Source organism: Streptomyces sp. NPDC002309 (assembly GCF_053593375.1).
In genome coordinates this window covers 1-24,419 of sequence record NZ_JBSFCI010000065.1, presented here as the reverse complement: position 1 = coordinate 24,419, position 24,419 = coordinate 1, and the positions used below count along the sequence as shown (strand labels likewise).

The 24,419-nt window shown below is 72.5% G+C and carries 13 protein-coding genes; 3 read left to right on the top strand and 10 right to left on the bottom strand.

All coding sequences use genetic code 11. The features are described from left to right. Window positions 1–112: 112 nt before the first annotated feature. The 5 genes from nudC to ACWCPM_RS32785 all read right to left on the bottom strand — a co-directional run bounded on the left by nudC (window position 113) and on the right by ACWCPM_RS32785 (window position 10,732). Complete coding sequence (gene nudC, locus ACWCPM_RS32805; RefSeq protein ID WP_450979919.1) at window positions 113–1,057, bottom strand: NAD(+) diphosphatase; 945 nt, start codon at window positions 1,055–1,057, stop codon at window positions 113–115. 147 nt (window positions 1,058–1,204) lie between these two features. Further along, window positions 1,205–2,608 carry a dipeptidase gene (locus ACWCPM_RS32800; protein ID WP_450979918.1) on the bottom strand — a complete coding sequence of 468 codons (1,404 nt, stop codon included), beginning with the start codon at window positions 2,606–2,608 and terminating at the stop codon, window positions 1,205–1,207. A gap of 10 nt (window positions 2,609–2,618) precedes the next feature. Next, window positions 2,619–6,272 (bottom strand): UvrD-helicase domain-containing protein, encoded by a 3,654-nt coding sequence (locus ACWCPM_RS32795; RefSeq protein ID WP_450979917.1) that lies wholly within the window; start codon window positions 6,270–6,272, stop codon window positions 2,619–2,621. A 90-nt stretch (window positions 6,273–6,362) separates the two neighbouring features. After that, window positions 6,363–10,064 (bottom strand): UvrD-helicase domain-containing protein, encoded by a 3,702-nt coding sequence (locus tag ACWCPM_RS32790; protein WP_450979916.1) that lies wholly within the window; start codon window positions 10,062–10,064, stop codon window positions 6,363–6,365. A gap of 260 nt (window positions 10,065–10,324) precedes the next feature. Further along, window positions 10,325–10,732, bottom strand: coding sequence for an MGMT family protein (locus tag ACWCPM_RS32785; RefSeq protein WP_450979915.1), 408 nt, complete (start codon window positions 10,730–10,732; stop codon window positions 10,325–10,327). A 186-nt stretch (window positions 10,733–10,918) separates the two neighbouring features. On the opposite strand from ACWCPM_RS32785, the gene ACWCPM_RS32780 reads away from it, so the two are divergent. The 3 genes from ACWCPM_RS32780 to ACWCPM_RS32770 all read left to right on the top strand — a co-directional run bounded on the left by ACWCPM_RS32780 (window position 10,919) and on the right by ACWCPM_RS32770 (window position 17,369). Next, window positions 10,919–13,969: a lysylphosphatidylglycerol synthase domain-containing protein gene (locus ACWCPM_RS32780; protein ID WP_450979914.1), complete on the top strand. Its 3,051-nt coding sequence runs from the start codon at window positions 10,919–10,921 to the stop codon at window positions 13,967–13,969. A gap of 185 nt (window positions 13,970–14,154) precedes the next feature. Next, the gene (locus tag ACWCPM_RS32775) at window positions 14,155–15,699 is read left to right on the top strand and encodes an alpha/beta hydrolase (RefSeq protein WP_450979913.1); all 1,545 of its coding nucleotides are present in this window, start codon (window positions 14,155–14,157) and stop codon (window positions 15,697–15,699) included. 122 nt (window positions 15,700–15,821) lie between these two features. Beyond that, window positions 15,822–17,369: an alpha/beta hydrolase gene (locus tag ACWCPM_RS32770; protein WP_450979912.1), complete on the top strand. Its 1,548-nt coding sequence runs from the start codon at window positions 15,822–15,824 to the stop codon at window positions 17,367–17,369. 65 nt (window positions 17,370–17,434) lie between these two features. Here the strand turns inward: ACWCPM_RS32770 and moeZ are convergent, their stop codons facing one another. The 5 genes from moeZ to ACWCPM_RS32745 all read right to left on the bottom strand — a co-directional run bounded on the left by moeZ (window position 17,435) and on the right by ACWCPM_RS32745 (window position 24,285). Further along, entirely contained in the window at window positions 17,435–18,613 is a 1,179-nt protein-coding gene (gene moeZ, locus ACWCPM_RS32765; protein WP_450979911.1) for an adenylyltransferase/sulfurtransferase MoeZ, read from the bottom strand. Between the two features lie 63 nt (window positions 18,614–18,676). Beyond that, window positions 18,677–19,426 carry a spherulation-specific family 4 protein gene (locus ACWCPM_RS32760; protein WP_450979910.1) on the bottom strand — a complete coding sequence of 250 codons (750 nt, stop codon included), beginning with the start codon at window positions 19,424–19,426 and terminating at the stop codon, window positions 18,677–18,679. Further along, the gene (locus tag ACWCPM_RS32755) at window positions 19,414–20,505 is read right to left on the bottom strand and encodes an NAD-dependent epimerase/dehydratase family protein (protein ID WP_450979909.1); all 1,092 of its coding nucleotides are present in this window, start codon (window positions 20,503–20,505) and stop codon (window positions 19,414–19,416) included. The genes ACWCPM_RS32760 and ACWCPM_RS32755 overlap by 13 nt, the downstream gene beginning before the upstream one ends. A gap of 505 nt (window positions 20,506–21,010) precedes the next feature. Then, a complete protein-coding gene (locus ACWCPM_RS32750; RefSeq protein WP_450979908.1) occupies window positions 21,011–22,174 on the bottom strand; it encodes a hypothetical protein in 1,164 nt (387 codons plus the stop codon). A gap of 215 nt (window positions 22,175–22,389) precedes the next feature. Then, window positions 22,390–24,285: a DUF3492 domain-containing protein gene (locus ACWCPM_RS32745; protein WP_450979907.1), complete on the bottom strand. Its 1,896-nt coding sequence runs from the start codon at window positions 24,283–24,285 to the stop codon at window positions 22,390–22,392. Window positions 24,286–24,419 lie beyond the last annotated feature (134 nt).

Genomic DNA, 24,419 nt, shown 5'->3' with positions numbered 1-24,419 from the left:
GCCGACACCCTCGCGGCCGGCCGCGCCGCCGGCGCCCTCACCGCGCTGGTCTCGGGCTCCGGGCCGACCACCGCCTTCCTCGGCGGCGGGGGCCCTTCTCGTACGTCTCCCCTCAGAAGGTGCTGCGCGCCGGCAGGGGCTTGCCGTACCAGAGCTCGATCAGGCGGGCGGCGATCGAGATGCCGTAGGGCGGCATCACCTCACCCGAGTCGAAGGCGGCGCGCAGTTCGTCGCGGGAGAACCAGCGGGCCTCGCTGATCTCGTCGCCGTCGACGTTGATCTCGGTGGAGGTGGCACGGGCCATGAAGCCCAGCATGAGGCTGGACGGGAAGGGCCAGGGCTGGCTGGCCACGTACTCGACCTGGCCGACGGTGATGCCGGCCTCCTCCCGGACCTCACGGCGTACCGACTGCTCGATGGACTCGCCGGGCTCCACGAAGCCGGCCAGCGTCGAGAAGCGTCCTTCGGGCCAGTGGACCTGGCGGCCGAGCAGGATGCGGTCCTCCTCGTCGGTGACGGCCATGATCACGGCGGGGTCGGTGCGCGGGTAGTGCTCGGCGCCGCAGGCGGGGCAGCGGCGGATGTGCCCGGCGGCCGCGATGACCGTGCGCTCGCCGCAGCGCGAGCAGAAACGATGGGTGCGCTGCCAGTTCTCCAGTCCGACCGCGTGCACCATCAGGCCCGCGTCGCGCGGCGACAGCAGCAGGCCGGCCTCGCGCAGGCCCGCCGGGCGCGCGGACTGGTCCATGCGGCCGGGCAGCGCGTCCTTCTGGAGCGCGAAGTAGCTGACGCCCTCCTCGTCGATGCCCAGGAAGTAGCGGTGCGCCTCGGTGAGCGGGGCCTCGAAGGACGGGCCCATGACGAGTTCGGTCCGTCCGTCGGACGTCTCGTCGATGAGGACCTGGCCGCCGGACACCACGAAGCAGCGGGTCGTGGGGTGGCTCCACGCCGCCGCCAGCCAGGCCTCGTCGAGCCGGTGGTGCGCGGCACGGTCGATGCCGCTGGGGGCGGTGAGCGAGATGGGTCGGTCGGCGGTGTGGTCGGTCCAGGTGGTCACGGGTGCTTCCAACTCCCCCGGTGGAACGGTTGATTCGGCGACGGTTCAGCGGGCTGTGCGGTGGGAGGCGTCCGGATCCGGCGGGGCGCCGTGGCGCGGGCGGCCCTTCCAGTGTGCCGCGCGCGGGACGCCCCCTCGGCCGGGCGGTCAGGGCGCACGGCGCCAGTGCTCGGCCAGGTCGCCCCAGAGGTAGGCGGCGGTCTCGGCGCCCTTGAGGAGCAGGTCCAGCTCGACCTTCTCGTTCGGGGCGTGCCATCCGTCGGAGGGGACGGAGATGCCCAGGAAGAGCACGGGTGCGGCCAGTACTTCCTGGAGGTCGGCGGCCGGTCCGGAACCGCCCTCGCGCGTGTAGCGGATCGGCCGGCCGAAGGCGCTGTTCATGGCGCGTGCGACCGACCTCAGCGCGGGGTGGTCCAGCGGTGTCAGGCAGGGGCGGGTGGCCGAGGAGAAGGCGATCTCGTGCCGGATCCCGGCGGGGATCTGGTCGGCGGCCCAGGCGCGGACCAGCCGCTCGATGTGGTCCGGGTGCTGCCCGGCGACCAGGCGGAAGGAGAGCTTGACCATCGCCGAGGACGGGATGATCGTCTTGCTGCCCGGGCCCTGGTAGCCGCCGCCGATGCCGTTGACCTCGGCGGTGGGGCGGGCCCAGACGCGCTCCAGGGTGGTGTAGCCGGCCTCGCCCTCGGTGGCGTGCGACCTGGCGGTGCGCAGCCACCGGGCCTCGTCGAACGGGAGCTCGGCGAAGAGCGCGCGCTCGTGGTCGGTGAGGTCGACGACACCGTCGTAGAAGCCGGGGATCGCCACGCGCGCCTGCTCGTCGTGCAGGGCGGACACCAGGCGGGCGACGGCCGTCGCCGGGTTGGGTACTGCGCCGCCGAAGGAGCCGGAGTGGATGTCCTGGTCCGGGCCGTACAGCCGGATCTCGCACTCGGCGAGGCCGCGCATGCCCGTGCACACCGTGGGGGTGTCCTCGGACCACATCCCGGTGTCGGAGACGATCACCGCGTCGGCGGCGAGCCGCTCCGCGTGCTTCTCGACGAGGTCCCGGAAGTTCGGCGACCCGGACTCCTCCTCGCCCTCGATCAGCAGCTTCAGGGTGACGGCCGGGGTGGCACGGCCGGTGGCGGCGAGGTGGGCGCGGACCCCGAGGGTGTGGAAGAAGACCTGGCCCTTGTCGTCGGCGGCCCCGCGCGCGTAGAGGCGGTCGTCCCGGACGACCGGTTCGAAGGGGTCGCTGTCCCAGCCGTCCTCCCGGGCGGCGGGCTGGACGTCATGGTGGCCGTACACCAGGACCACGGGTGCCCCCGGGTCCTCGGAGGGCCACTCGGCGAAGACTGCGGGGGCGCCCGGCGTCTGCCAGACCTCGGCGGTCGGGAAACCGGTCTCCTTGAGCCTGCTCGCGAGCCAGTCGGCACTGCGCCGCACGTCGGAGGCGTGCTGGGGCTGGGCGGACACCGACGGGATGCGCAGCCACTCGGCAAGCTCGTCCAGGAAGGCGGCGCGGTGCCGGTCGATGTACGTGCGGACGGCGCTGTCCGGGGTCTGGCTCATACTCCCGAGCCTATCGGCCCGCGCTGACACCCTGTTCGTGCCGTTCGTCACCGTACGGCTCGTCCAGCAGCAGCCGCTCCAGCGCGGCCCGGTCGGGCAGGTCGTCCGGCCGCACGACCTCGCCCGTCCGCACGTACACGAACACGGCCGTGACCGACTCCAGAGGGACGCCCTGCCGCTCGGACCAGGCCAGCCGGTACAGGGCGAGCTGGAGGGCGTCGGCCGTCCGGCCGTGCCCCGTCTTCCAGTCGACGATCTCGTACGTCGTCCCCTCGCCGTCCCCGTCCCGGTAGACGGCGTCGATACGGCCCCGTACGACGCGGCCGGCGATGGTCAGCTGGAAGGGCGTCTCGACGCGGTAGGGCGTGCGGTGGGCGTACTCGGTCCGCTCGAAGGCCTCCTTCAAGCTCTCCAGATCGCGTTCGTCCGCGATCTCGGCGTCGCCGCCGGGCAGCTCCTCCGGCTCCAACAGGGGAAGCGTCAGCTCCTCGAAGCGGGCCTCCACCCAGGCGTGGAAGCGCGTGCCCCGGCGGGCAGCGGGCTGCGGCGGCCGCGGCATGGGCCGGGCCAGCTCCTGCGCGAAGCCGTCCGGGTCGGCGGCCAGGCGCAGCAACTGGGACGCGGTCAGCGAGGCCGGCAGCGGCACCTCGGTGACGGCCTCCCGCGCGCGGAGCAGCTCACCCGTGAGCGCGTCGAGGTCGCGGTCCCAGGAGGCGACGGCGCGGGACTCCTCGGGGGTGAGGGTGCCGGGCCGCGGCCCGGACGCGTGCGGACGGGCACCCGGGTCCGCGGCAGCGCGCGGGGGCGCCGGGGTGTGCGGGAGGTCCGCGCCGGCGTCCCGGGGTGCCGGCTGGTGCGGGACGGTCGGGTGGGGGGCTCTCTTCCACGAGTCCCAGTCGCCCAGGTCGTCGTCCTGGTAGGCGTCCCCTTCGTAAGGAGCGGCGTCCGGGTGTGCGGGGATGCCGTGCAGGTGTGCGGGGATGCTGTCAGGGTCTGCTGGGATGCCGTCGAAGTCCGCGGGGATGCCGTCGAGGTTCTCGTCGTCCGGCGGTGGTGGCCATTCCGGGTCGTCGTAGGCGTCGGGATCGTGCACGGCGGCCGGGTGGTCGTCGTCGTGGCCGGTGAGGGCGTCCAGGTGGGCGAGGACCGTCTCGGCGGCCGTCCGGCGCCTGGCCTGTGCGGCGGCGTCCAGGGGCAGTGGCCACAGCAGATCGGCGGTCTCCTGATGGAGGACGGGGTTCTCCTCCTCCTCGGCGGGCTCGTCCGCCCACGCCTCGATCTCGCCGTGACCGGCGGCACAGTGTTCGTAGAGGGCGACAAGGAAGTCGGAAGGACCGCGGGGCCTCTTCTGGGTGGGGCCCCACCAGTGGCCGGAGCCGAGGAGAAGGGAGCGGGGGCGAGTGAAGGCGACGTAACCGAGGCGGAGCTCCTCGGTGTGCTGGTGGTCCTTCATCGCTTCGTGGAACGCCTTCATGCCGCGCGCGTCCCACGTCTCGATGTCGGGCAGCGTGTCGCGGTCGCCGCGCAGCTCGTGCGGGAGCACCTTGGCCTGGGCGGTCCACTTCTCGCGGCCCTGGCCGCTGGGGAACGTCCCGGTGACGAGCCCGGGGACGGCCACGACGTCCCACTCCAGGCCCTTGGACTTGTGCGCGGTGAGCACCTTGACGGTGTTCTCGCCGCCCGGGAGCGCGTTGTCGAGGCCCTTCTCGTACTGGGCGGCGGTGCGCAGAAACCCCAGGAAGGCCAGCAGACTGGCCTCGCTCTCGTTGGCCGCGAAGGAGGCGGCGACGTCCAGGAAGTTGGACAGGGTCTCGCGGCGGCGGGCGGCAAGGGCGTGCGGGGACGCCGACAGCTCGACCTCGAGGCCGGTGACGGCGAGGACGCGGTGCAGGACGTCCATGAGCGGGTCGGAGAGCGAGCGGCGCAGGTCACGCAGTTCGGCGGCGAGGCGGGCGAACCGCACACGCGCGTCCGGCGAGAACGGCAGCCTGTCGTCGTTCCGGCCACCCTCCATCGGGGACTCCAGGAACGTGTCCAGGGCGTCGGCGAGCGAGATCACCTCGGCCGGGTCGACCCCCTCGACCGCTTCGGCGAGCCTGCGGTCGGGGTCGTCGTCCCCCGCCACGCGCGTGTGCGACACCAGCAGCCGGGCACGCCTGCCGAGCAGGGCGAGGTCGCGCGGGCCGACGCGCCAGCGCGGGCCCGTCAGCAGGCGGACCAGGGAGGCGTTGGCGCCCGGGTCCTGGAGCACCTCGCAGACGGCGACCAGGTCGGCCACCTCTGGCAGATGCAGCAGCCCGGAGAGGCCGACGACCTCCACGGGGACGTCGCGGGCGACGAGCGCGCCCTGGATCTCGGCGAAGTCGGTCGCGGTGCGGCACAGCACCGCGATCTCGCCGGGCTCCTTGCCGGTGCGGACGAGGTGGGCGAGGGAGTCGGCGATCCAGTCGATCTCCTCGGCATGGGTGCGCAGCAGCGCGCAGCGCACAATGCCGTCCCGTTCGGCGCCGGGCGCCGGGCGAAGGGCCTCCACGCCCGCGTGCATGGCGCGCAGCGGCTCGGCGAGTCCGTTGGCCAGGTCCAGGAGCCGGCCTCCACTGCGGCGGTTCTGGCTCAGCGCCTGGCGTTCGGCCGTGGTGCCGTCGGGGTGGGCGAAGTGCTCGGGGAAGTCGTCCAGGTTGGCGACGGAGGCACCGCGCCAGCCGTAGATGGCCTGGCAGGGGTCGCCGACGGCGGTCACGGGGTGGCCGGTGCCACCGCCGAACAGTCCCGCCAGCAGGACGCGTTGGGCGACGGAGGTGTCCTGGTACTCGTCGAGGAGGACCACGCGGAACTCGTCACGCAGGATGCGCCCGACGTCGGGAAGCCGGGCGAGCCGTGCGGCGAGGGCGATCTGGTCGCCGAAGTCGAGCAGGTCCCGTTCGCGCTTGGCGGCCCGGTACCGCAGGACCAGTTCGGCGAGTTCCCTGCGGGCGGCGGCGGTGTCGGGGACCTTGCGCAGGTCGGCGTTGGTGAGCTTGGCGCCCTCCAGGGTGTGCAGCAGCCCGGCGTCCCAAGCGCGCAGGTCCTCGGGCCGGACTAGGTGTTCGGCGAGCTCGGAGTCGAGGGCGAGGAGGTCGCTGACGAGGTCCGGGAAGGAGCGGGTCAGCGCCGGATAGGGGCCGGGGGCCTCCCGCAGCACGCGCGCGGCGAGCTGGTAGCGGGTGGCGTCGGCGAGCAGACGGGAGGTCGGTTCGAGGCCGATGCGCAGGCCGTGGTCGGTCAGCAGACGGCCCGCGAAGGCGTGGTACGTCGAGATCACGGGCTCACCGGGCGGATCGTCCGGGTCGATGGCGTCGGGGTCGGTGACGCCGGCCTTCACGAGCGCCTTGCGTACCCGCTCGGCGAGTTCACCGGCGGCCTTGTTGGTGAACGTGAGGCCGAGGACCTCCTGTGGCGCGACCTGGCCGGTGCCGACCAGCCACACCACGCGCGCCGCCATCACCGTCGTCTTTCCGGAGCCCGCTCCGGCCACGATCACCTGCGGGGCGGGCGGCGCGATGATGCAGGCCGTCTGCTCCGGGGTGAACGGAATCCCGAGGAGCTCCTTGAGCTGCTCGGGATCGGTGATACGTGCGGACACCCCAGAGAGGCTAGCGCCGGGCACTGACAACGCATGCCGCATCGGCCGCCGAGGCAGCACAAGCGCAGGTCAGCCCCTGTCGTGCGCTATGTCACTCGACCACACGTCGACCGAATATCACTCGGCCGAACATCACTCGACCACGTGGCGTCCCTCGGGGCGGGCGCTGCACGACGCCCGGAACGCGCAGTGCGCGCAGTGCTGGCCGGTGGTCGGGGAGAACCGTTCGTCGAGCACCTTGCCGGCCGCCGTCGCCAGCAGCTCGCCGACCCACTCGCCCTCCAAGGGCTCCTGGGCCTGCACCTTGGGCAGGGTCTCGCCGCCGTCCCTCTTGGCGGCGCCCTGACGCAGCTGGACCAGTTCGGCGCCGCCCGGCCGGGGTCGCACACCGTCGAACGCCTCGTCCACGGCGCCCTCGCGCACCGCCAGCTGATAGACGGCCAGCTGAGGGTGGCGTCCTACCTCCTTGGACGTGGGCGCCTGCTTGCCGGTCTTGAAGTCGACGACGTACGCGCGGCCTTCGCCGTCCGCCTCGACCCGGTCCATGGAGCCGCGGACGCGCACCTCGTAGTCGCCCGCTCCGAGCGTGACGTCGAAGTCGTGCTCGCTCGCCACCGGCGTACGTCCCGTGCGGTCCATCACATGCCACTGGAGGAAGCGTTCGAGCGCCACGCGCGCGTGCTGCTTCTCCTGCACCGACTTCCACGGGGCGTCGAAGGCGAGGGCGTTCCACACCGAGTCGAGACGCTCCATGAGCACGTCGAGATCGGCCGGGGTACGCCCGGAGGCGACCTCGTCGGCGAGCACGTGCATCACGTTGCCGAAGCCCTGGGCGGCGGTGGCGGGCGCGTCGGCCTTCACCTCTCGGCCGAGGAACCACTGCAGGGCGCAGGTGTTGGCGAGCTGGTCCAGGGCACTGCCCGACAGCACGACGGGCTGGTCGCGGTCGCGCAGCGGCACCTTGGACTCGGTGGGCTCGAACATGCCCCACCAGCGGTACGGATGCGCGGACGGGACCAGGGGGCGGCCCTCCTCGTCGGCGAGCGCGGCAAGCCGGGCCAGCCGGCGCGCGGCAGCCTCCCTGAGCGCCTCGGACGCGCGCGGGTCGACGGTCGTGGCGCGCAGCTCGGCGACGAGCGCGGCCACGGACAGCGGGCGGCGGGGGCGGCCGGTGACGTCCCTGGGTTCGACGCCGAGCTCGGTCAGGAAGCGGGAAGGCTGGTCTCCGTCGTCCGCGGGGGCCTTCACCGCGGTGACGACGAGGCGCTCACGCGCGCGTGTGGCGGCGACGTAGAACAGACGGCGCTCTTCGGCGAGGAGCGCGCCCGGTGTGAGCGGTTCGGCGAGTCCGTCGCGGCCGATGCGGTCGGCCTCCAGCAGGGAACCGCGGCGCCGCAGGTCGGGCCACAATCCCTCCTGGACACCCGCGACGACGACGAGGCGCCACTGCAGCCCCTTGGCGCGGTGCGCGGTCATCAGCCGTACGGCGTCGGGCCGTACGGCACGGCCCGCGAGGGTGTCGGCGGCGATGTCCTCCGCCTGAAGCTCTTCGAGGAAGTTCAGTGCGCCGCGGCCGCCCGAGCGCTCCTCCGCGCGTGCCGCGCTCGCGAACAGCGCGCACACGGCGTCCAGGTCGCGGTCCGCGTTCCGTCCGGCCGCACCCCCTCGGCGGGTCGCCCGTTCCAGTCGGGCGGGCCACGGTGTGCCCTCCCACAGGTCCCACAGCGCCTCCTCGGCCGTACCACCGCCCGCGAGCCGTGCCCGCGCCTTCTGCAGCAACGCTCCCAGCCGCTGGGCGCCACGCGCGTACGCCGGGTCGTGCGCCACCAGACGCTCGGGTTCGGCGAGCGCCCGCGCGAGCAGGTCGTCGGACGGCGGGGGCACGGCATTGCCGGCCGCCCGCTCCTCGTCGCGCAGGGCGCGCCCGAGCCGGCGCAGGTCCGCGGCGTCCATGCCGGCGAGGGGCGAGGCGAGGAGGGTCAGCGCGGTCTCGGTGTCGAGCCAGCACCTCTCCATCCCGGGCCCGGCTTCGGAATCCGAGTCGAGCTGCCGCCCGGCTTCGGAACCGGGCTCGTGCTCGGGCTCGGGCTCGGGCTCGTCCTGCGGCTCGGCTTCGGGACCGGGCTCGTGCTCGGGCTCGGGCTCGTCCTGCGGCTCGGCTTCGGAACCGGGCACGGGCACGTGCTCGGGCCGAGGCTCGGCTTCATGACCCGACTCCGGTTCCAGCCTCGCCTCGGAGCCCGGCTCGGGCTGCGGCTGGGACTCCGCGTCCGCCTCGGGCTCGGAACCCGGCTGCTGCCTCTGCTCCTGCTCTTCCTGCCCCTGCCCCTGCCCCTGCCCCTGCCCCTGCCTGCCATGAGGCTGTCCGACATCTGGCGGTACGTCCGTGACCTCGTCCGTACCCGCCTCCCCGTCGACGCCCCCTCGGGGACGCGGCCCCGCCTCCGCCGATGCCACCGCCCGCAGCGCCGTCAGCAGCGGTGCGACCGCCGGCTCATGGCGCAGCGGCACGTCGTCTCCGTCGATGTCCAGAGGCACACCGGCGGCCGTGAGCGCACGGCGGGCCGTCGGGATCGTGCGGGATCCGGCGCGCACCAGGACCGCCATCTCGCCCCACGGGATCCCGTCCTCCAGATGCGCGCGGCGCAGGATGTCGGCGATGTTGTCCAGCTCGGTGCCGGCCGTCGGGTACGTGAAGACCTCGACACGGCCCCCCTCCTTCAGGGGGGTCAGCTCACGGTGGGCGCGGACCTTCTCCACCGGGAGCCGGGTGAGCGGCATGCGCTGGGTGAGGAGCCGGGTCGCGGTCAGCAGCGCCGTGGAGGAACGGCGTGAGGTCCGCAGGACCTCGACGGGGGCGGGGCGGCCGTCCACGCGTGGGAAGGTGCGCGGGAAGTCGAGGATGCCGTTCACGTCCGCGCCCCGGAAGGCGTAGATCGACTGGTCGGGGTCGCCGAAGGCGACAAGGGTGCGGCCCTCGCCGGCCAGGGCGTGCAGCAGCCGCACCTGCGCGGGGTCGGTGTCCTGGTACTCGTCCACGAGCACGGCGTCGTAGCGGGCGGACAGGCCCGCCGCGATCTCGGGGCGGCGGGCGAGGAGCACCGCGCGGTGCACGAGTTCGGCGTAGTCGAGGACTCCCTGCAGGTCGAGGACGTCGAGGTACTCGGCGAGGAACGAGGCCGCGGCACGCCAGTCGGGACGGCCGATGCGCCGGGCGAAGGCGTCCAGGGCTTCCGGACCCAGGCCGAGTTCGCGGCTGCGCGCCAGCACGGCACGGACCTCGTCCGCGAAGCCCCGGGTGGTGAGGCAGGCGCGCAGTTCCTCCGGCCAGCGCACGTGCGCGAGGCCGAGCCGCTCCAGGCCGGGCTGGCCCGCGAGCAGCTCACGGACGGCGACATCCTGCTCCGGGCCGGACAGCAGCCGCAGCGGTTCGGCGAACCGGTCGCTGTCCTGGTGGGCGCGGACCAGGGCGTAGCAGTACGAGTGGAAGGTCGTCGCCTGCGGTGCGCGTGCCGCCCCCATGCGCAGCGCCATGCGGTCGCGCAGCTCGACGGCCGCCTTGCGGCTGAAGGTGAGCACCAGGATCCGCGCGGGGTCCGTGCCCTGTGCGACGCGGGCGGCGACGGACTCCACCAGGATGGTCGTCTTGCCGGTTCCCGGGCCGGCGAGAACCAGCAGCGGGCCTGCCCCGTGGTCAACCACCGCGCGCTGTGCCGCGTCCAGACGAGGGGGATCCGGAAGGGCCGGCGGGGTACGCACCAACCGGTAAGCGCCACGGTCCCCCTGCCGCACCGGCTGGTGCGGCAGGCGCCTGGTGGAGGAAGAGGAGCTCACGTGGTTCGCCGGTCCTGGTGGTGGTTGTACTGGGGGGCCGACCGCCGTGCGCGCAGGACGGTGACCGCGGGATGAGGGGGACACGTGCAGCCGACGCTACGCCGACAGGCCGGACGGAGGCTGGGCTTCCGCTTCTTCCCACACGGCTCACGCGACCCGCGTGTCCCTTGCAGCACGAACGTACGTCATGCCACGGATGTGCCCTGTTTCCCCCGTACGGATCAGACGCCTCCCGCGGACGCGTTCCATGGCGGAAGCTGTCAGGTGTGAGCCCCCGCGCGTTCGCCGCCGTCCCACCGCGCGCGTCTCATGTCGACGCGCGGCAGGTGACCCTCGGCCGCCCGGGCCGCCTCCTTCAGGGGCGTGCCCTCGGCGCGGTAGTGCCCGAGCGCCTCCAGCTCGTGCCCGGGAAGCAGGACACCGTCCGCGCGGACGACGCGCCACCACGGAACGGCGCCCCCGTAGAGAGCCATCACCCGGCCGACCTGCCGTGGCCCGCCCTCCTCCAGCCACTCGGCGACGTCCCCGTACGTCATGACCCGCCCCTCCGGAACCAGATCGGCGACCTCCAGGACCCGCTCGGCGTACTCTGGCAGGTCCAGCGCATACTCCGGCAGGTCTTGCGCGCACTCCGGGCGGGCGTCCTCAGGAAGGCTGTCCTCGCTCATTCGCCCCATCCTGCCGCACGCCTCCGACAACGCGACGCGCTGACCACTGTGCGTAACGCTCGCCCTGAGGCAGCGCTTCGGGCAGACTGTGCGCCCCCGCATTTGCACCCTGATGCCCCCGTGTGTCGGTGGGGCATGCCACCATCGTGCGGGCGGTGACTGGTGATACGAGATCAAGAAGAAACAATGAAGCAGCAGGGTGTGCACGCCAAGGGCGCGAAGAGCACCCCTGACGCCCCGTCGCGCCCGGACACCGCCGATACGGACGACGAACCCGTGATGGATGCCGACGACCCGGCCCGTCGGGACACCGCCGAGAACTCCCACGGCACGGCCCCACGCGGTGGCCGCGACTCCGAGGGCGAGGCAGGACGCCCGCGCTCCGGGCACGACCTCGGCGACACGGTCGGGCGGGAAAACAGCGACGACCATGACGACGCGGCCGAGCGCGGACCCGGTCACACCTTCGGCGGCACAGCCGAGCACGGAACCGATCACAACCCGGACAACACAACCGAGCACGGAACCGGCCGCTCCCACGGCGACACAACCGAGCACGGAGCCGACCACGACCTCGGCGGCCCAGCCGACCGCCGACCCGGCCACGATCGCGACGAACCCTGCCACGACCGCGACGACCCGCCGACCGACGAGGTCGAGGGCGACGAACCTCTCCTCCCCGCACGTGTGCACCGCCCCTCCGACCTCATGCGGCTCCTGGTGGGACTGCTCGCCATCGGCGTGCTCCTGGCCATCGCCGCGTTCGCGCACGGCACCACCTCCGGCCTCGAACAGGACATCAGCAAGGGCACCGGACAGGCGCCCGACCTGCTCATCAAGATCGCGGGGCTGGCGTCCAGCATCGCGATCCTGCTGGTGCCGGTCGCTTTCGCGATCGAGCGGCTGATCAAGCGCGACGGACTGCGCATCGCCGACGGCGTGCTCGCCGCCGTCCTCGCACACGGCGTCACCCTCGCCACCGACCTGTGGGTCGCCCGGGCGGCTCCCGACTCGATCCAGGACGCGCTCACCCAACCCTCGCCCGGTGACATCCACGCACTGACCGACCCGGTGCACGGCTATCTGGCCCCTGTCATCGCGTACATGACGGCCGTCGGCATGTCCCGCAGACCCCGCTGGCGCGCGGTCCTGTGGATCGTGCTGCTCCTCGACGCCTTCTCGATGCTCGTCACCGGGTACACCACACCGTTCTCGATCATCCTGACGGTGCTCATCGGCTGGACCGTGGCGTACGGCACCCTCTACGCGGTCGGCTCGCCCAATGTCCGCCCGACGGGCCGGACGCTGATGGCGGGCCTGCGGACGGTCGGCTTCCACCCGGTGAGCGCGTCCCGCGAGGACACCCCGGACACAGCGGACGCCGGCGACCGCGGCCGGCGCTACTTCGTCACCCTGGAGGACGGCCGGCCACTGGACGTCACGGTCGTCGACCGCGAGCAGCAGGCACAGGCCTTCTTCTACCGGGTGTGGCGCAACCTGACGCTGCGCGGCTTCGCCACCCGTCGCAGCCTCCAGTCACTACGGCAGGCCCTGGAGCAGGAGGCCCTGCTGGCCTACGCGGCCATCGCGGCGGGCGCCAACGCTCCCAAGCTCATCGCGACCTCCGAGCTCGGCCCCGACGCCGTGATGCTCGTCTACGAGCACACCGGCGGCCGCACCCTCGACTCGCTCCCCGAAGAGGAGATCACCGACGAACTGCTGCGCCACACCTGGCTCCAGGTGCGGGCACTGCAGTCGCGACGCATCGCCCACCGCAGGCTCGCGGGTGACGCGATCCTGGTGGATCGTTCCGGCAAGGTGATCCTCACCGACCTACGGGGCGGCGAGATCGCGGCCGGCGATCTGTTGCTGCGCATGGACGTGGCACAGCTGATGACGACGCTCGCCCTCCGGGTGGGCGCCGAGCGCGCGGTGGCCTCCGCCGTCGGGGTGCTCGGCCCCGACGCCGTGGCCGACTGCCTGCCCATGCTCCAGCCCATCGCCCTGACCCGCTCCACGCGCGCGACGCTGCGGCGGCTGGCCAGGGAGCGGGCGGAACGCGAACGCGAGGCGGTTCTGGAAGCCTCCCGGCAGTCCAAGCAGGCCCGGCTCGAGGCCGCCGGGGACGACGCCTCGGCAGTCCCGGAAAAGCCCGACAAGAAGGCCGTACGCGCGCAGAACAGAGCTGAGAAGCGAGCCATCGACGAGGCTCTGGACGAAGCGCGCGAGGACGACCTGCTCACGCAGATCCGGCACCAGGTCCTCCGGATCCGGCCGCAGGCACCGGTCGAGCCGGCCCGTCTGGAGCGGGTGCGGCCGCGCACGCTGATGAGTCTCATCGCCGGCGCGATCGGCGCGTACTTCCTGCTCACCCAGCTCACCCACATCGAGTTCGGGCCGCTGATCGCCAACGCCGAATGGGGCTGGGTCATCGCGGCCGTCCTGTTCTCGGCGCTCAGCTACGTGGCCGCCGCGATGGCACTGCTGGGCTTCGTGCCGGAGCGGGTGCCGTTCGTGCGGACCGTGGCGGCGCAGGTCGCCGGGTCCTTCGTGAAGATCGTGGCGCCGCCCGCGGTCGGCGGTGTCGCGCTGAACACGCGCTTCCTGCAGCGCTCGGGCGTTCGGCCCGGGCTCGCGGTGGCCAGCGTCGGCGCGTCGCAGCTGTTCGGGCTCGGCTGCCACATCCTGATGCTGCTGGCCTTCGGCTATCTGACCGGTACCGAGAAGACGCCCTCCCTGTCACCGTCCAGGACCGTCATCGCCGGTCTGCTGACGGTGGCGGTGCTGGTGCTCGTGGTGACGTCGGTGCCGTTCATGCGGAAGTTCGTCTCCACGCGCGTGCGGTCGCTGTTCGCGGGTGTCGTGCCGCGCATGCTGGACGTGCTCCAGCGGCCGCAGAAGCTGATCACGGGCATCGGCGGCATGCTGCTGCTCACCGCCTGCTTCGTGATGTGCCTGGACGCCTCCATCCGCGCGTTCGGCGACGAGACGACCTCGATCAGCATCGCCGGCGTGGCCGTGGTCTTCCTCGCGGGCAACGCGCTGGGTTCGGCCGCCCCGACCCCGGGCGGCGTGGGCGCCGTCGAGGCGACCCTGACCGTCGGTCTGATCGCCGTCGGCCTGCCCAGTGAGGTCGCCGCACCCGCCGTACTGCTGTTCCGGCTGCTGACGCTGTGGCTGCCGGTGCTGCCGGGCTGGCTGGCGTTCAACCATCTGACGCGCAAGGGCGCGCTGTAGGGACGTCGCCGTGACCTGTGGTGAGACGGGCGCACGCACGCGTACCGCCGCCCGTGCCCGCGACGACGTGCCCCTCGGTGCCCCGCGGTCTCCCTTCTCTCACACACGGGTCACCCCACGCACCAGTACCTCGTACGGCTCGCGCACGGCGAGCGCCCCGGCGTTCGCGGGCGCAGGATGGATGCATGCCGAAACCTTCCCGGCTGCGCGCCGCTGCCCTGACCGCCTCCGCCGTGCTGCTGTCCACCGCGCTGACGGGGTGCGGTGACGACTCCCAGGACCAGGATCTGACGGCCCAGAAGCTGAGCTGGAAGGACTGCCCGGCGCCCGACCAGGCGCAGGGTGGCGGTGACGCCCCCTCCCCGCTGCCGCACGGCGGCGAGTGGCAGTGCACGACCATGAAGGCGCCCCTCGACTGGAACGACCCCGAGGGCGACACCATCGGCATCGAGCTGATCCGGGCCAGGTCGAGCGGTCCGGCGGACAAGCGCATCGGCTCACTGATCTTCAACTTCGGCGGGCCGGGCGGTTCGGGCGTCACGACGCTGCCCGCGTTCGGCGAGGACTACACCACGCTGCGCACCCGCTACGACCTGGTGAGCTTCGACCCGCGCGGGGTCGGCCGCAGCGCAGGGGTGTGGTGCGAGAACGACCAGCGGCTCGACGTCTACTTCCAGCAGGACGCCACACCGGACGACGCCACCGAGCGCGCCGAGTACGTCGACAACGTCCGGGGGTTCAACGCCGCCTGTGAGAAGAACTCCGAGAAGATGCTGCCGCAGGTGCGGACCACCGACGCGGCCCGCGACATGGACCTGATGCGCCAGGTGCTCGGCGACGACAAGCTCCACTACTTCGGTATCTCCTACGGCACCGAACTGGGCGGCGTCTACGCCCATCTGTTCCCGAAGAACGTCGGCCGGGCGGTGTTCGACGCCGTGGTCGACCCCACACAGGACTCCGAGCAGGGCTCGCTCGGGCAGGCCAAGGGCTTCCAGCTCGCGCTCGACAACTACGCCCAGCACTGTGTGTCGCAGGAGGAGGACTGTCCGGTCGGGGACAGCGCGCAGGACGTCAAGGACCGCATCGCCAAGCTGCTCAAGGACCTGGACAGCAAGCCGATCCCCGGCATCTTCCCCCGCGAGCTGACGGAGACCGCGGCCACCAGCGGCATCGCCCAGGCCCTGTACTCGCAGGACTTCTGGGAGTACCTCACCGAGGGCCTTGAACAGGCGTACGACGGCGAGGGGCAGATCTTGATGATGCTGTCGGACTCGCTGAACGGGCGCAACCAGAACGGTGAGTACAGCAACCTCATCGCCGCCAATGTCTCGATCAACTGCGCCGACGACAAGCCGCGTTACACCACCGAGTACGTAAAGGGAAAGCTGCCTGAGTTCCGGGCCGCCTCACCGGTGTTCGGCGACTTCCTCGCCTGGTCCATGATGAGCTGCACCGACTGGGCGGTGGCCGGCGCGGCCGACCATCCGGACGTGAGCGCGCCAGGCTCGGCGCAGATCCTCGTCATCGGCAACACCGGCGACCCGGCCACGCCGTACGAGGGTGCGCGCAGGATGGTGCAAGCCCTGGGCAAGGGCGTCGGCGTGGAGCTGACGTACAAGGGGCAGGGGCACGGCGCGTACGACAGCGAGAGCAAGTGCGTGAAGCGGGCGGTGGACGGCTACCTCCTCGACGGGAAGGTGCCGACGAGCGGGACGGTCTGTTCCTGACCGCGAACCCCCAGGTCAAAAGGTTATCCACAGGCTCCGACGGCTTGGGTCTGCTCCGCCTACCATGGCGGGACAGCCGTTCGCGATGGAGCGCGGGCGGCGTGACAGGGGGGATTGTGGCCATGGCACGCTTCGCACGGTGGACGGCTGTGACCGTCGCCGCCGGGCTGTTGGCGGCGGGTTGCGGGGGCTCGTCCGGCGACTCGTCCGACGACGGCAAGGGGACGTCCGCCCCGCCGCCGGCCGAGTCCTCCGGCGGGTCCGCCTCCCCGCTGCCCGCCTCGCTCGCGGACCAGAAGCTCGACTGGGGCGACTGCGAGGCCAGCGACGACGCCCCCGCCCCCGGAGACGAGTGGCGGTGCGCGACGCTCAAGGTCCCGCTGGACTGGGCGAAGCCCGAAGGCGGGACGATCGACCTGGCCCTCATTCGCTCCGAGGCGCACGGCGACGACCGCATCGGCTCGCTGCTCTTCAACTTCGGCGGTCCCGGCAGCTCGGGCGTCTCGACCCTGCCGGCGTACGCGTCCACCGCCTCGACGCTGCACGAGCGGTACGACCTCGTGAGCTGGGACCCTCGCGGAGTGGGCGCCAGCGAGGGCATCCGCTGCCGCAGCGACAAGGAGATACAGGCCGCGGAGGCGGTGGACATCAGTCCGGACACACCGGCCGAGGAGACGGCGTACTTCCGCGACGCCGGCGGCTTCGGCGAGGACTGCGAGGCGTCCACCGGAAAGTTGCTGGCGCACGTCTCGACCGCCGACACCGCCCGCGACATGGACCTGATGAGGCATGCCCTGGGCGATGCGAAGACGCACTACTTCGGTATCTCCTACGGCACCGAACTCGGCGGTGTCTACGCCCATCTGTTCCCGAGGAACGTCGGCCGACTGGTCCTGGACGCGGTCGTGGACCCGAGCGCCGACGCGGTGGGCCACGCCAGGAACCAGACACTCGGCTTCCAGCGCGCACTCAACGGCTACCTGAAGTCGACCGGCCGGAACCCGGAGCGGGGCTCCCGCGAGATCGCTGCCCTGCTGCAGCGGATCGACGCGGAGCCGCTGGCCACGTCGAGCGGCCGCAAGCTCACGCAGTCGCTCGCCTTCACCGGCATCGTCCTGCCGCTGTACAGCAAGTCGAGCTGGCCCACGCTCACCGTGGCGCTGGAGTCCGCCGAGCGCGGTGACGGCTCCGCGCTGCTGGCGCTCGCCGACAGCTACAACGAGCGTGACGAGGGGGGCCGTTACACCACGACGACCCACGCGCAACGGGTCATATCATGCTTGGACGACAAGCAGCGGCCCACGCCCGAGCAGGCAAAGAAGCTGCTGCCGGAGTTCGAGAAGATCTCGCCGGTGTTCGGTCCGTTCCTCGGGTGGGACACGGCGGGCTGGTGCCACGAGTGGCCGGTGGCCGGGCAGTTCGACACCCCGGAGGTGAGCGCGCCCGGGGCGGCGCCGATCCTCGTCGTGGGCAACACCGGGGACCCTGCGACACCGTACGAGGGCGCCCGCAGGATGGCGGACGAGCTGGGCAAGGGCGTCGGCGTGATGCTCACCTGGAAGGGCGACGGACACGGTGCCTACGGGAGCGGGAGCGACTGCGTCGACTCCACGATCGACGCGTACGCGCTGGACGGAACGGTGCCGAAGGACGGCAAGGTCTGCTCATGACGCCGGCGGGGGCTCCGCATGCCCCTGGCACACGAAGCCCCCGCCGCACACAGAACCTGACCGGATCAGTAGACCGGCTTGTCCGGCTCGATCTGGTTGACCCAGCCGATGACGCCGCCGCCTACGTGGACGGCGTCGGAGAAGCCCGCGGACTTCAGGACCGCGAGGACTTCCGCACTGCGGACACCCGTCTTGCAGTGCAAGACGATCTTCTTGTCCTGCGGGAGGGTCTCCAGAGCGGTGCCCATGAGGAACTCGTTCTTCGGGATCAGCTTGGCCCCGGGGATCGAGACGATCTCGTACTCGTTGATCTCGCGGACGTCGATGATCTCGATGTTCTCGCCGTCGTCGATCCACTCCTTGAGCTGCTTGGGAGTGATCGTCGAGGCGGCGGCCGCAGCCTGGGCCTCCTCGGAGACGACGCCGCAGAAGGCCTCGTAGTCGATGAGCTCAGTGACGGTGGGGTTCTCGCCGCAGACCGCGCAGTCGGGGTCCTTGCGGACCTTGACCTGGCGGTACTGCATCTCCAGGGCGTCGTAGATCATCAGGCGGCCGACCAGCGGCTCACCCGTGCCCGTGAGGACCTTGATGGCCTCGGTGACCTGGATGGAGCCGATGGAGGCGCACAGCACGCCCAGCACGCCGCCCTCGGCGCAGGAGGGGACCATGCCGGGCGGCGGGGGCTCCGGGTAGAGGCAGCGGTAGCAGGGGCCGTGCTCGGACCAGAACACGGACGCCTGGCCGTCGAAGCGGTAGATCGAGCCCCAGACGTACGGCTTGTTCAGCAGCACACAGGCGTCGTTCACCAGGTAGCGGGTCGCGAAGTTGTCGGTGCCGTCGACGATCAGGTCGTACTGGCTGAAGATGTCCATCACGTTGTCGGCCTCGAGCCGCTCTTCGTGCAGGACCACGTTGACGTACGGATTGATGCCGAGCACGCTGTCGCGGGCCGACTCGGCCTTGGAGCGGCCGATGTCCGCCTGGCTGTGGATGATCTGGCGCTGCAGGTTGGACTCGTCGACCTCGTCGAACTCCACGATGCCGAGGGTGCCGACCCCCGCCGCGGCCAGGTACATCAGGGCCGGCGAACCCAGGCCGCCGGCACCGACACACAGCACCTTGGCGTTCTTCAGCCGCTTCTGCCCTTCCATCCCGACGTCGGGGATGATCAGGTGGCGGGAGTACCTGCGGACCTCGTCTACGGTGAGCTCGGCGGCCGGCTCGACCAGGGGTGGCAGCGACACGGGGACTCCGTTGGTCGGTCTATCACTACGGATGTTCTCCCCGTAACACTGCCACGGCCTTTTTCATTCCGAGACACCTGTTCCGATACGCGAGACGATTTCGTCCCAGTAACCGGGCATCGCCTCCCAGGGGTCCGTGCGCCCGCCGCGATCCGTGCGGTCGGTGAAGTAGATGGTCTCGGCCCCCTGCCAGCGGGCGACGCGCAATGCCTCCTCCAGATGACTCCGGGGCACGCCGTGCACGAAGTGGCAGAAGCGCTCGGGTCCGTACTCGGCGGTCCACTCGGCCGCCTGCGACCAGCGGTAGTCGCTCCAGGAGCCGCGAAAGGTGACCAACTGCTCGGCGCACTCGGCGTAGCCGGGGTACGGGTGCGTGCCGTGGCCGAGGACGATGTGGGCCTCATGGTGCAGGGCACGCAGCGCGGACGTCGTGCGACGCACCTCGGGCAGGGTCGCGCGGTCGGCCGGGCAGCGGTCCAGGAGGAAGCCGTCGACCTGGTACCAGTCGAGATAACGGCGGGCGTCCGCGACCGTCTCGCCGAAGCCGCGGGCGCCGTACCGGACGTCGAGACGGCCGAGGACGTGGACGCCCGCGTTGCGGAGGCGGCCGACGGCTTCCAGGCAGTGCGGGTCGGGAAGCACACCGGGGCCGTCGGCGACGTCGAGGACGACCCAGTGCAGAGCGGCGCCGTGGCGGGCGAGTTCGGCCCACTCGGAAGCGGCGAGGAGGGGGTGGGCGGGGCCGGGGACACCTAAGCCGGTGTGGATGCCGGTGTCGGCGGTTCTCGCCGTCGACCGGGTCAGATACGGCATGCCGCCTCCATCCAGATGTCGGCGAGCGACTCCTCGAGGTTGATACGGGGGCGCCAGCCGAGACGGTCGCGGGCCGTGCGGACGTCGGCCTGCTGCCAGTTGCCGCAGCCGTCCGGGTAGGGGTACGCGGCGGGGCCGGTGTGCGCGGAGGCGTGCGAGGAGGGAGCGGCGTGCAGGGCTTGGGCGGTGGGCGCCTGGTGGCTCCCGGAGACGGCGTGGAGGCCGTGGTCGGAGTCGGTGCGGTGGATCAAGGGGTCAGCGGCGCGCGGGTGCGCCACCTGCTCCGATCGGGGGTGGCCGATCGAGGCGCGCAAGGCGCCCGGCGGGCCGTCGAGTTCGTGCAGGGCGCCGCCGTACCCGGCGACACGGGCGAGGACCGCGGCGGCGTCCCGGAGCCGGACGGCGCGGCCCGAGCCGATGTTGATAACGCCCTGCGCGGCGGAGAGCGAGGCGGCGTGCACCGCGCGGGCCACGTCACGGACGTCGATGAAGTCGCGCTGGGCGCCGAGCCCGCCGAGTTTGAGCTCGCCGTCGCCGGTCTGCATGGCGCGCCGCATGGCTTCGGCGAGGCGGCCCAGGGGGGAACCGGCGGGGGTGCCGGGGCCCGCCGGAGAGAAGACCCGGAGCACGACGGCGTCCAGGCCGGAGCCGAGGACCAGTTCGGTGGCGGCGAGTTTGCTGACGCCGTAAGGGCCGCCGGGGCGGGGAACGGCGTCCTCGGCCGTGGACGAGCCGGGCTGGCTGGGGCCGTATTCGGCGGCGCAGCCGATCTGGACCAGGCGGGCACCGCAGCCACTGCGGCGCAGCGCCTCGCAGACGGTGGCCACGGCGACGGTGTTGTGACGGGTGAGTTCGCGGGCGCCGCCTCGGGTGGTGCCGGCGCAGTTGACGACCACGCCGGGGTGGACCGCGTCGAGGAAGCGGGTGAGGGCACCGGGGCTGCCGGAGGCGAGGTCGAAGCGGACGTCGGCGTCGTCGCCGCGGCCGAGGGCGGTGAGTTGGACCGCCGGGTCGGCGAGAAGGCGGTCGGCGACGAAGCGGCCCAGGTAGCCGTTGGCTCCGATCAGCAGGACTCTCATCGGACGGCTCCCGGGGCCGGAGTGGCGGATCGGGAGGTTGTCATCGGGATCTCCTTGGGGAGGGGTGGCGGCCTACGGCACCAGGGGCGCGTAAAGCCATGTGTGTGGGGTGGGGTGGGGGGTTTCTGCGGCCGTCGGGCGGGCGGAGCCACGGGGTGCGTGGTGGCCCGTGGCGCCCGGCGGGTGGAGCCACGTGTGGAGTGCGGGGGGACCTGGAGCGGCGACGTGTCTGTCCCGGCCTGCGCACGGCTCCGGGCATTGCGCACGGCTCCGGGCACTGCGCCCCGTCATGCCTGCGGCGCCCCGTCATGCCCCGGCGGCCCGTGCGGGTCGTGGGGATGCCCGTGGCGCCTGCGGGCGACGGGGGACGCTGAGGCGTACCCGGGGGTGTCCGACGGAACCGCGCCGCATGGGGAACGCACCGAATCGTCTGCGTCGACGCGCCGGCCGCCCCGGGCGGGGACCTCCCGGGGCGCCCCCACCCCGCTGTGTGCGGGTGCGTTTCTCACCTTGGCGCCGCCGTTTCGGCGTGCGCCGAGGCGCGGGTCAGTCTGCGGGTCGCGTGGATCAGCAGGGCCAGGGCGGCCGTTCCGCAGATCAGGGTGGGGACTGTGCCGGGGCCCCAGGTGTCGATGACCGTCTCGACGGGGACGGCGAGGAAGGCGCACTGCGGGAGGCGGGCCGTGAAGAGGCTCGCCAGGGCGGCCGTCTGGGCTGTCGCCGCGGCCGTGAGGATCACGGCGGGCGCGTGGGCGGAGCCGTGGACGGCAAGGAGGCGGGCCAGGAACAGGAGCGCGGCGAGGGTGAGGGTCTGGGGGTACGGCACGGTCTCCTCTCCCAGAGCGAACGCGGTGGGGGCGAGGAGGACCGCCACGGCCACAAGAAACAGGCCGAACGTGCTCAGCAGCAGGGGCCGTACCGAAGCGGCGAAGTCTTCCAGGCCCCGACTGGCCGCCAGTTTGCGGCGGGCCCTCGCCGCGAGGTGGTGGGCGAGCCAGGCTGCGGGGGCGCAGGCCAGGGTGATGGTGAGGACGGGCACCACGGTGAGGGGCCAGGGGGCGTCCGGTGCGGTGGTGGGGAGGGCTTCGGGGCCTCCTGAGGCGGCTGCATTCAGGAGGCCGTCGCCCAGCGTGGCGTAGACGAGGAGCGAGCAGGTCCAGAAGTGGGTGCCGGCGGGCTGAGGTCTGCTCGTGCTCAGGGGGCCTCGGGACAGGGCCGCGCGAAGGGAGAGGGCGACGGCCAGGATGCCTGCCGCGGCCGCGAGGAGGCGCGTCTGGCCGTGGGTGAGGTGCAGGGCGGCCAGCGTCGCGGCGCAGGTGGTGCCGGGGAGGAGCGTGCGCACGATCCACAGGGTGCGAGGACGGGGGGTGGTGGAGGGCGTGGCGGCCCGGGGGGAGTCGTCGTCACGGGGGAACCGGGCGTACATCTCCTCCGCCAGCGAGAAGACGTCCTTGTGGCGGAAGCGGGCGGCGGTGCGGTCGGTGATGCCGTGGGCCTCCAGACCCGCGGCGATCTCCAGGGGGTCCACCGCGCGGGCGCACAACTCTCGGTGCCGGTGCATCAGCGCCTTCACCGGGTCCGCGGGACCGGGGCGCTGGACGGGCCGGGGGGAGGACCCGGCCGACGGCTCCGGCGTGAGGCGCCGGTCCGCCGTGCGCGGGTCCGGCATCAAGTATGGGTCCACTGCCAGGTGTTGGTCTGCCGTGCGCTGGTCCGCCGTCAGGTGAGGGTTCGTCGTCGGTCGCTGCTCCGACGTGCGTTCGTCACTGGCCGGGCGCCCGTCTGACGCGAGGCGCTGATGCGTTGCGAGACGCTGGTCCGAGCGGGTGTCCCAGGCGCTGGAGCCGCTCGGTGTGCCGGAGAGATCGCGTTTGTGGACGTCGGTCATCGGGCCGCCTCCGCCGCGGTGACGCGCGTGGTGGCGCGTACGGGTGGGCCCGCCGCCCAAGCGGGGCCGCCTCGGGCCACCACGCGGCTCGCGGCGGCGGTCCATCGGCCGGGCAGGTGGGCCTCGGCGGGGACGGCGAAGGGGAGCGGGTCGCCCCCGTCGTCGAGGGACGCGTGGCGGGCGGGGCTGCGCGAGACGATCTCCAGGTAAATGCCGTGAAATGCCTCGATGTTCTGCTCCACGGTGAACAGTTCGAGCGCGCGGGCACGCGCGGCGGCGCCCAGGCGTGCGCGGCGCTCGGGGTCACGCAGCAGCGCCACGCACGCCTCGGCGAGCGCCCGTGGATTGCGGGGCGGGACCACGAGACCCGTACCGCCGATGATCTCGACGACCGCGCCGACATCGGTCGACACTGTCGCCCGACCGCAGAACATCGACTCGACCAGGCTGATCGGGAAGCCCTCGACGACACTGGACAGCACACTCACGGCCCCGGACGCGTAGGCGTCGGCGAGGGTCGGGGTCTCCGGGCCGCCGATCTCCTCGAAGGAGACCGGGTTGTCGCCGACGGCGTGCGGACCGGTGGCCTCGTCGGGGAAGAGCTGGGCGGCCAGCGCCTTGCAGTGGGTGAGGTAGGCGGCGCCCTCGGGGCCCGAGGGCGGGCCGACGACACGCAGGCGGGTGGCCGGTTCTTCCTTGCGGATCTCCGCGAAGGCGTGCAGGAGGGAGATGAGGTCCTTGGTCGGCTCGATCCGGCCGACCCATACCAGCGTGCCCGGCGCGGCGCGTTCCGGGGACTCCCCCACCTCGGCGAACGGGCCCGCGTCCATGCCGGGGTACACCGTGCGGAGCTTCGTGCGGTCGGCACCGCAGCGCTCCTGCCAGCGACGGGCGTGCGCGTTGCCGGGCGTGATGCATGCGGCTCGCCGGTAGATCTCCGCGGCGAGCCTGCCGTGGAAGGCGGCGAGCAGGGACCGTACGGCGGGCGAGGAGTCGCCGGCGGCGAGGTAGTGCGTGCGCAGCCGCACCCCGTACTCGGTGACCAGCAGGGGTACGCCCGTGAAGTGCCGTGCCAGCAGGCCCGGCAGGGCAGCGGCGCCACCCGACGCCGCGTGGCACAGGTCGGCCGAGCCGAGTCCGTCGCCCTCGTACCAGTCGAGCGAGAGGGGGCGCAGGGCGTGTTCCAGGCGGTCGGCGACGGTGAGCAGATCGGGTACGCGCGCCTCGTGCGCCGTGCGCAGGGCCCCCGGCGCGCGACAGGCTCGTTCCAGGGCACGTACGGCGGTCTCGGAGCGCAGCGCGCCCACCAGTCCGCCCTCCTCGCGGGCCAGTTCGGCAAGGCCGTACAGGGCACTGGCGAAACGGTCCGCCACCATGGCCGCGGAGTCGTGCGCCTCCCCGGAGATCCCCGTCCCCCCGGAGATCCCCGTCCCCCCGGAGATCCCCGTCCGCCCGGAGACCCCGGTCTCCCTGGAGGTCGCGGTCTCCCTGAAAATCCCGTACACCCCGGAGGTCTTGCCTTCCCCGGAGATCCCGTACTCCCCCGTGATCTCGTCGGCGCTGCCCTCGCGGGAGGTCCCGTCGCCCCCGTCGGTGGCCGCCACGCCGCACAGCACGTACGCCAGTTCGCCGTAGTACTCGGCGAACCGCCGACGTGCGCGGCGGCCGTACACGACGCCGTCCTCGTGCGCCGTCCACAGCGGTGCGGTACGGACGCGGCGGACCTGGGGCGGCAGCGCGAGCCGGCCCTCGCCCTCCTGGTCCTCGCTGCGGCTGAGCGCGTAGACGTCGATCTCGTGCTGGGCGAGCCCGCGCACGAGCCGGTCGCACCAGGGACTGGCGTCACCGCTCACATACGGATAGCCACCCTCGGTGAGGAGTCCTATGCGCATGAGTGCACCCCCGATCTTCCGTAAGGGAAGCCGTCGTTGGGCCGACGGCTCGCAGCGGGAAAGAACGTATGCGGACAAGCCGGTGGCGGGGGGGGGGCGTGTTGTGTTGTTCACCCACCAGTCGATGCAGGTGT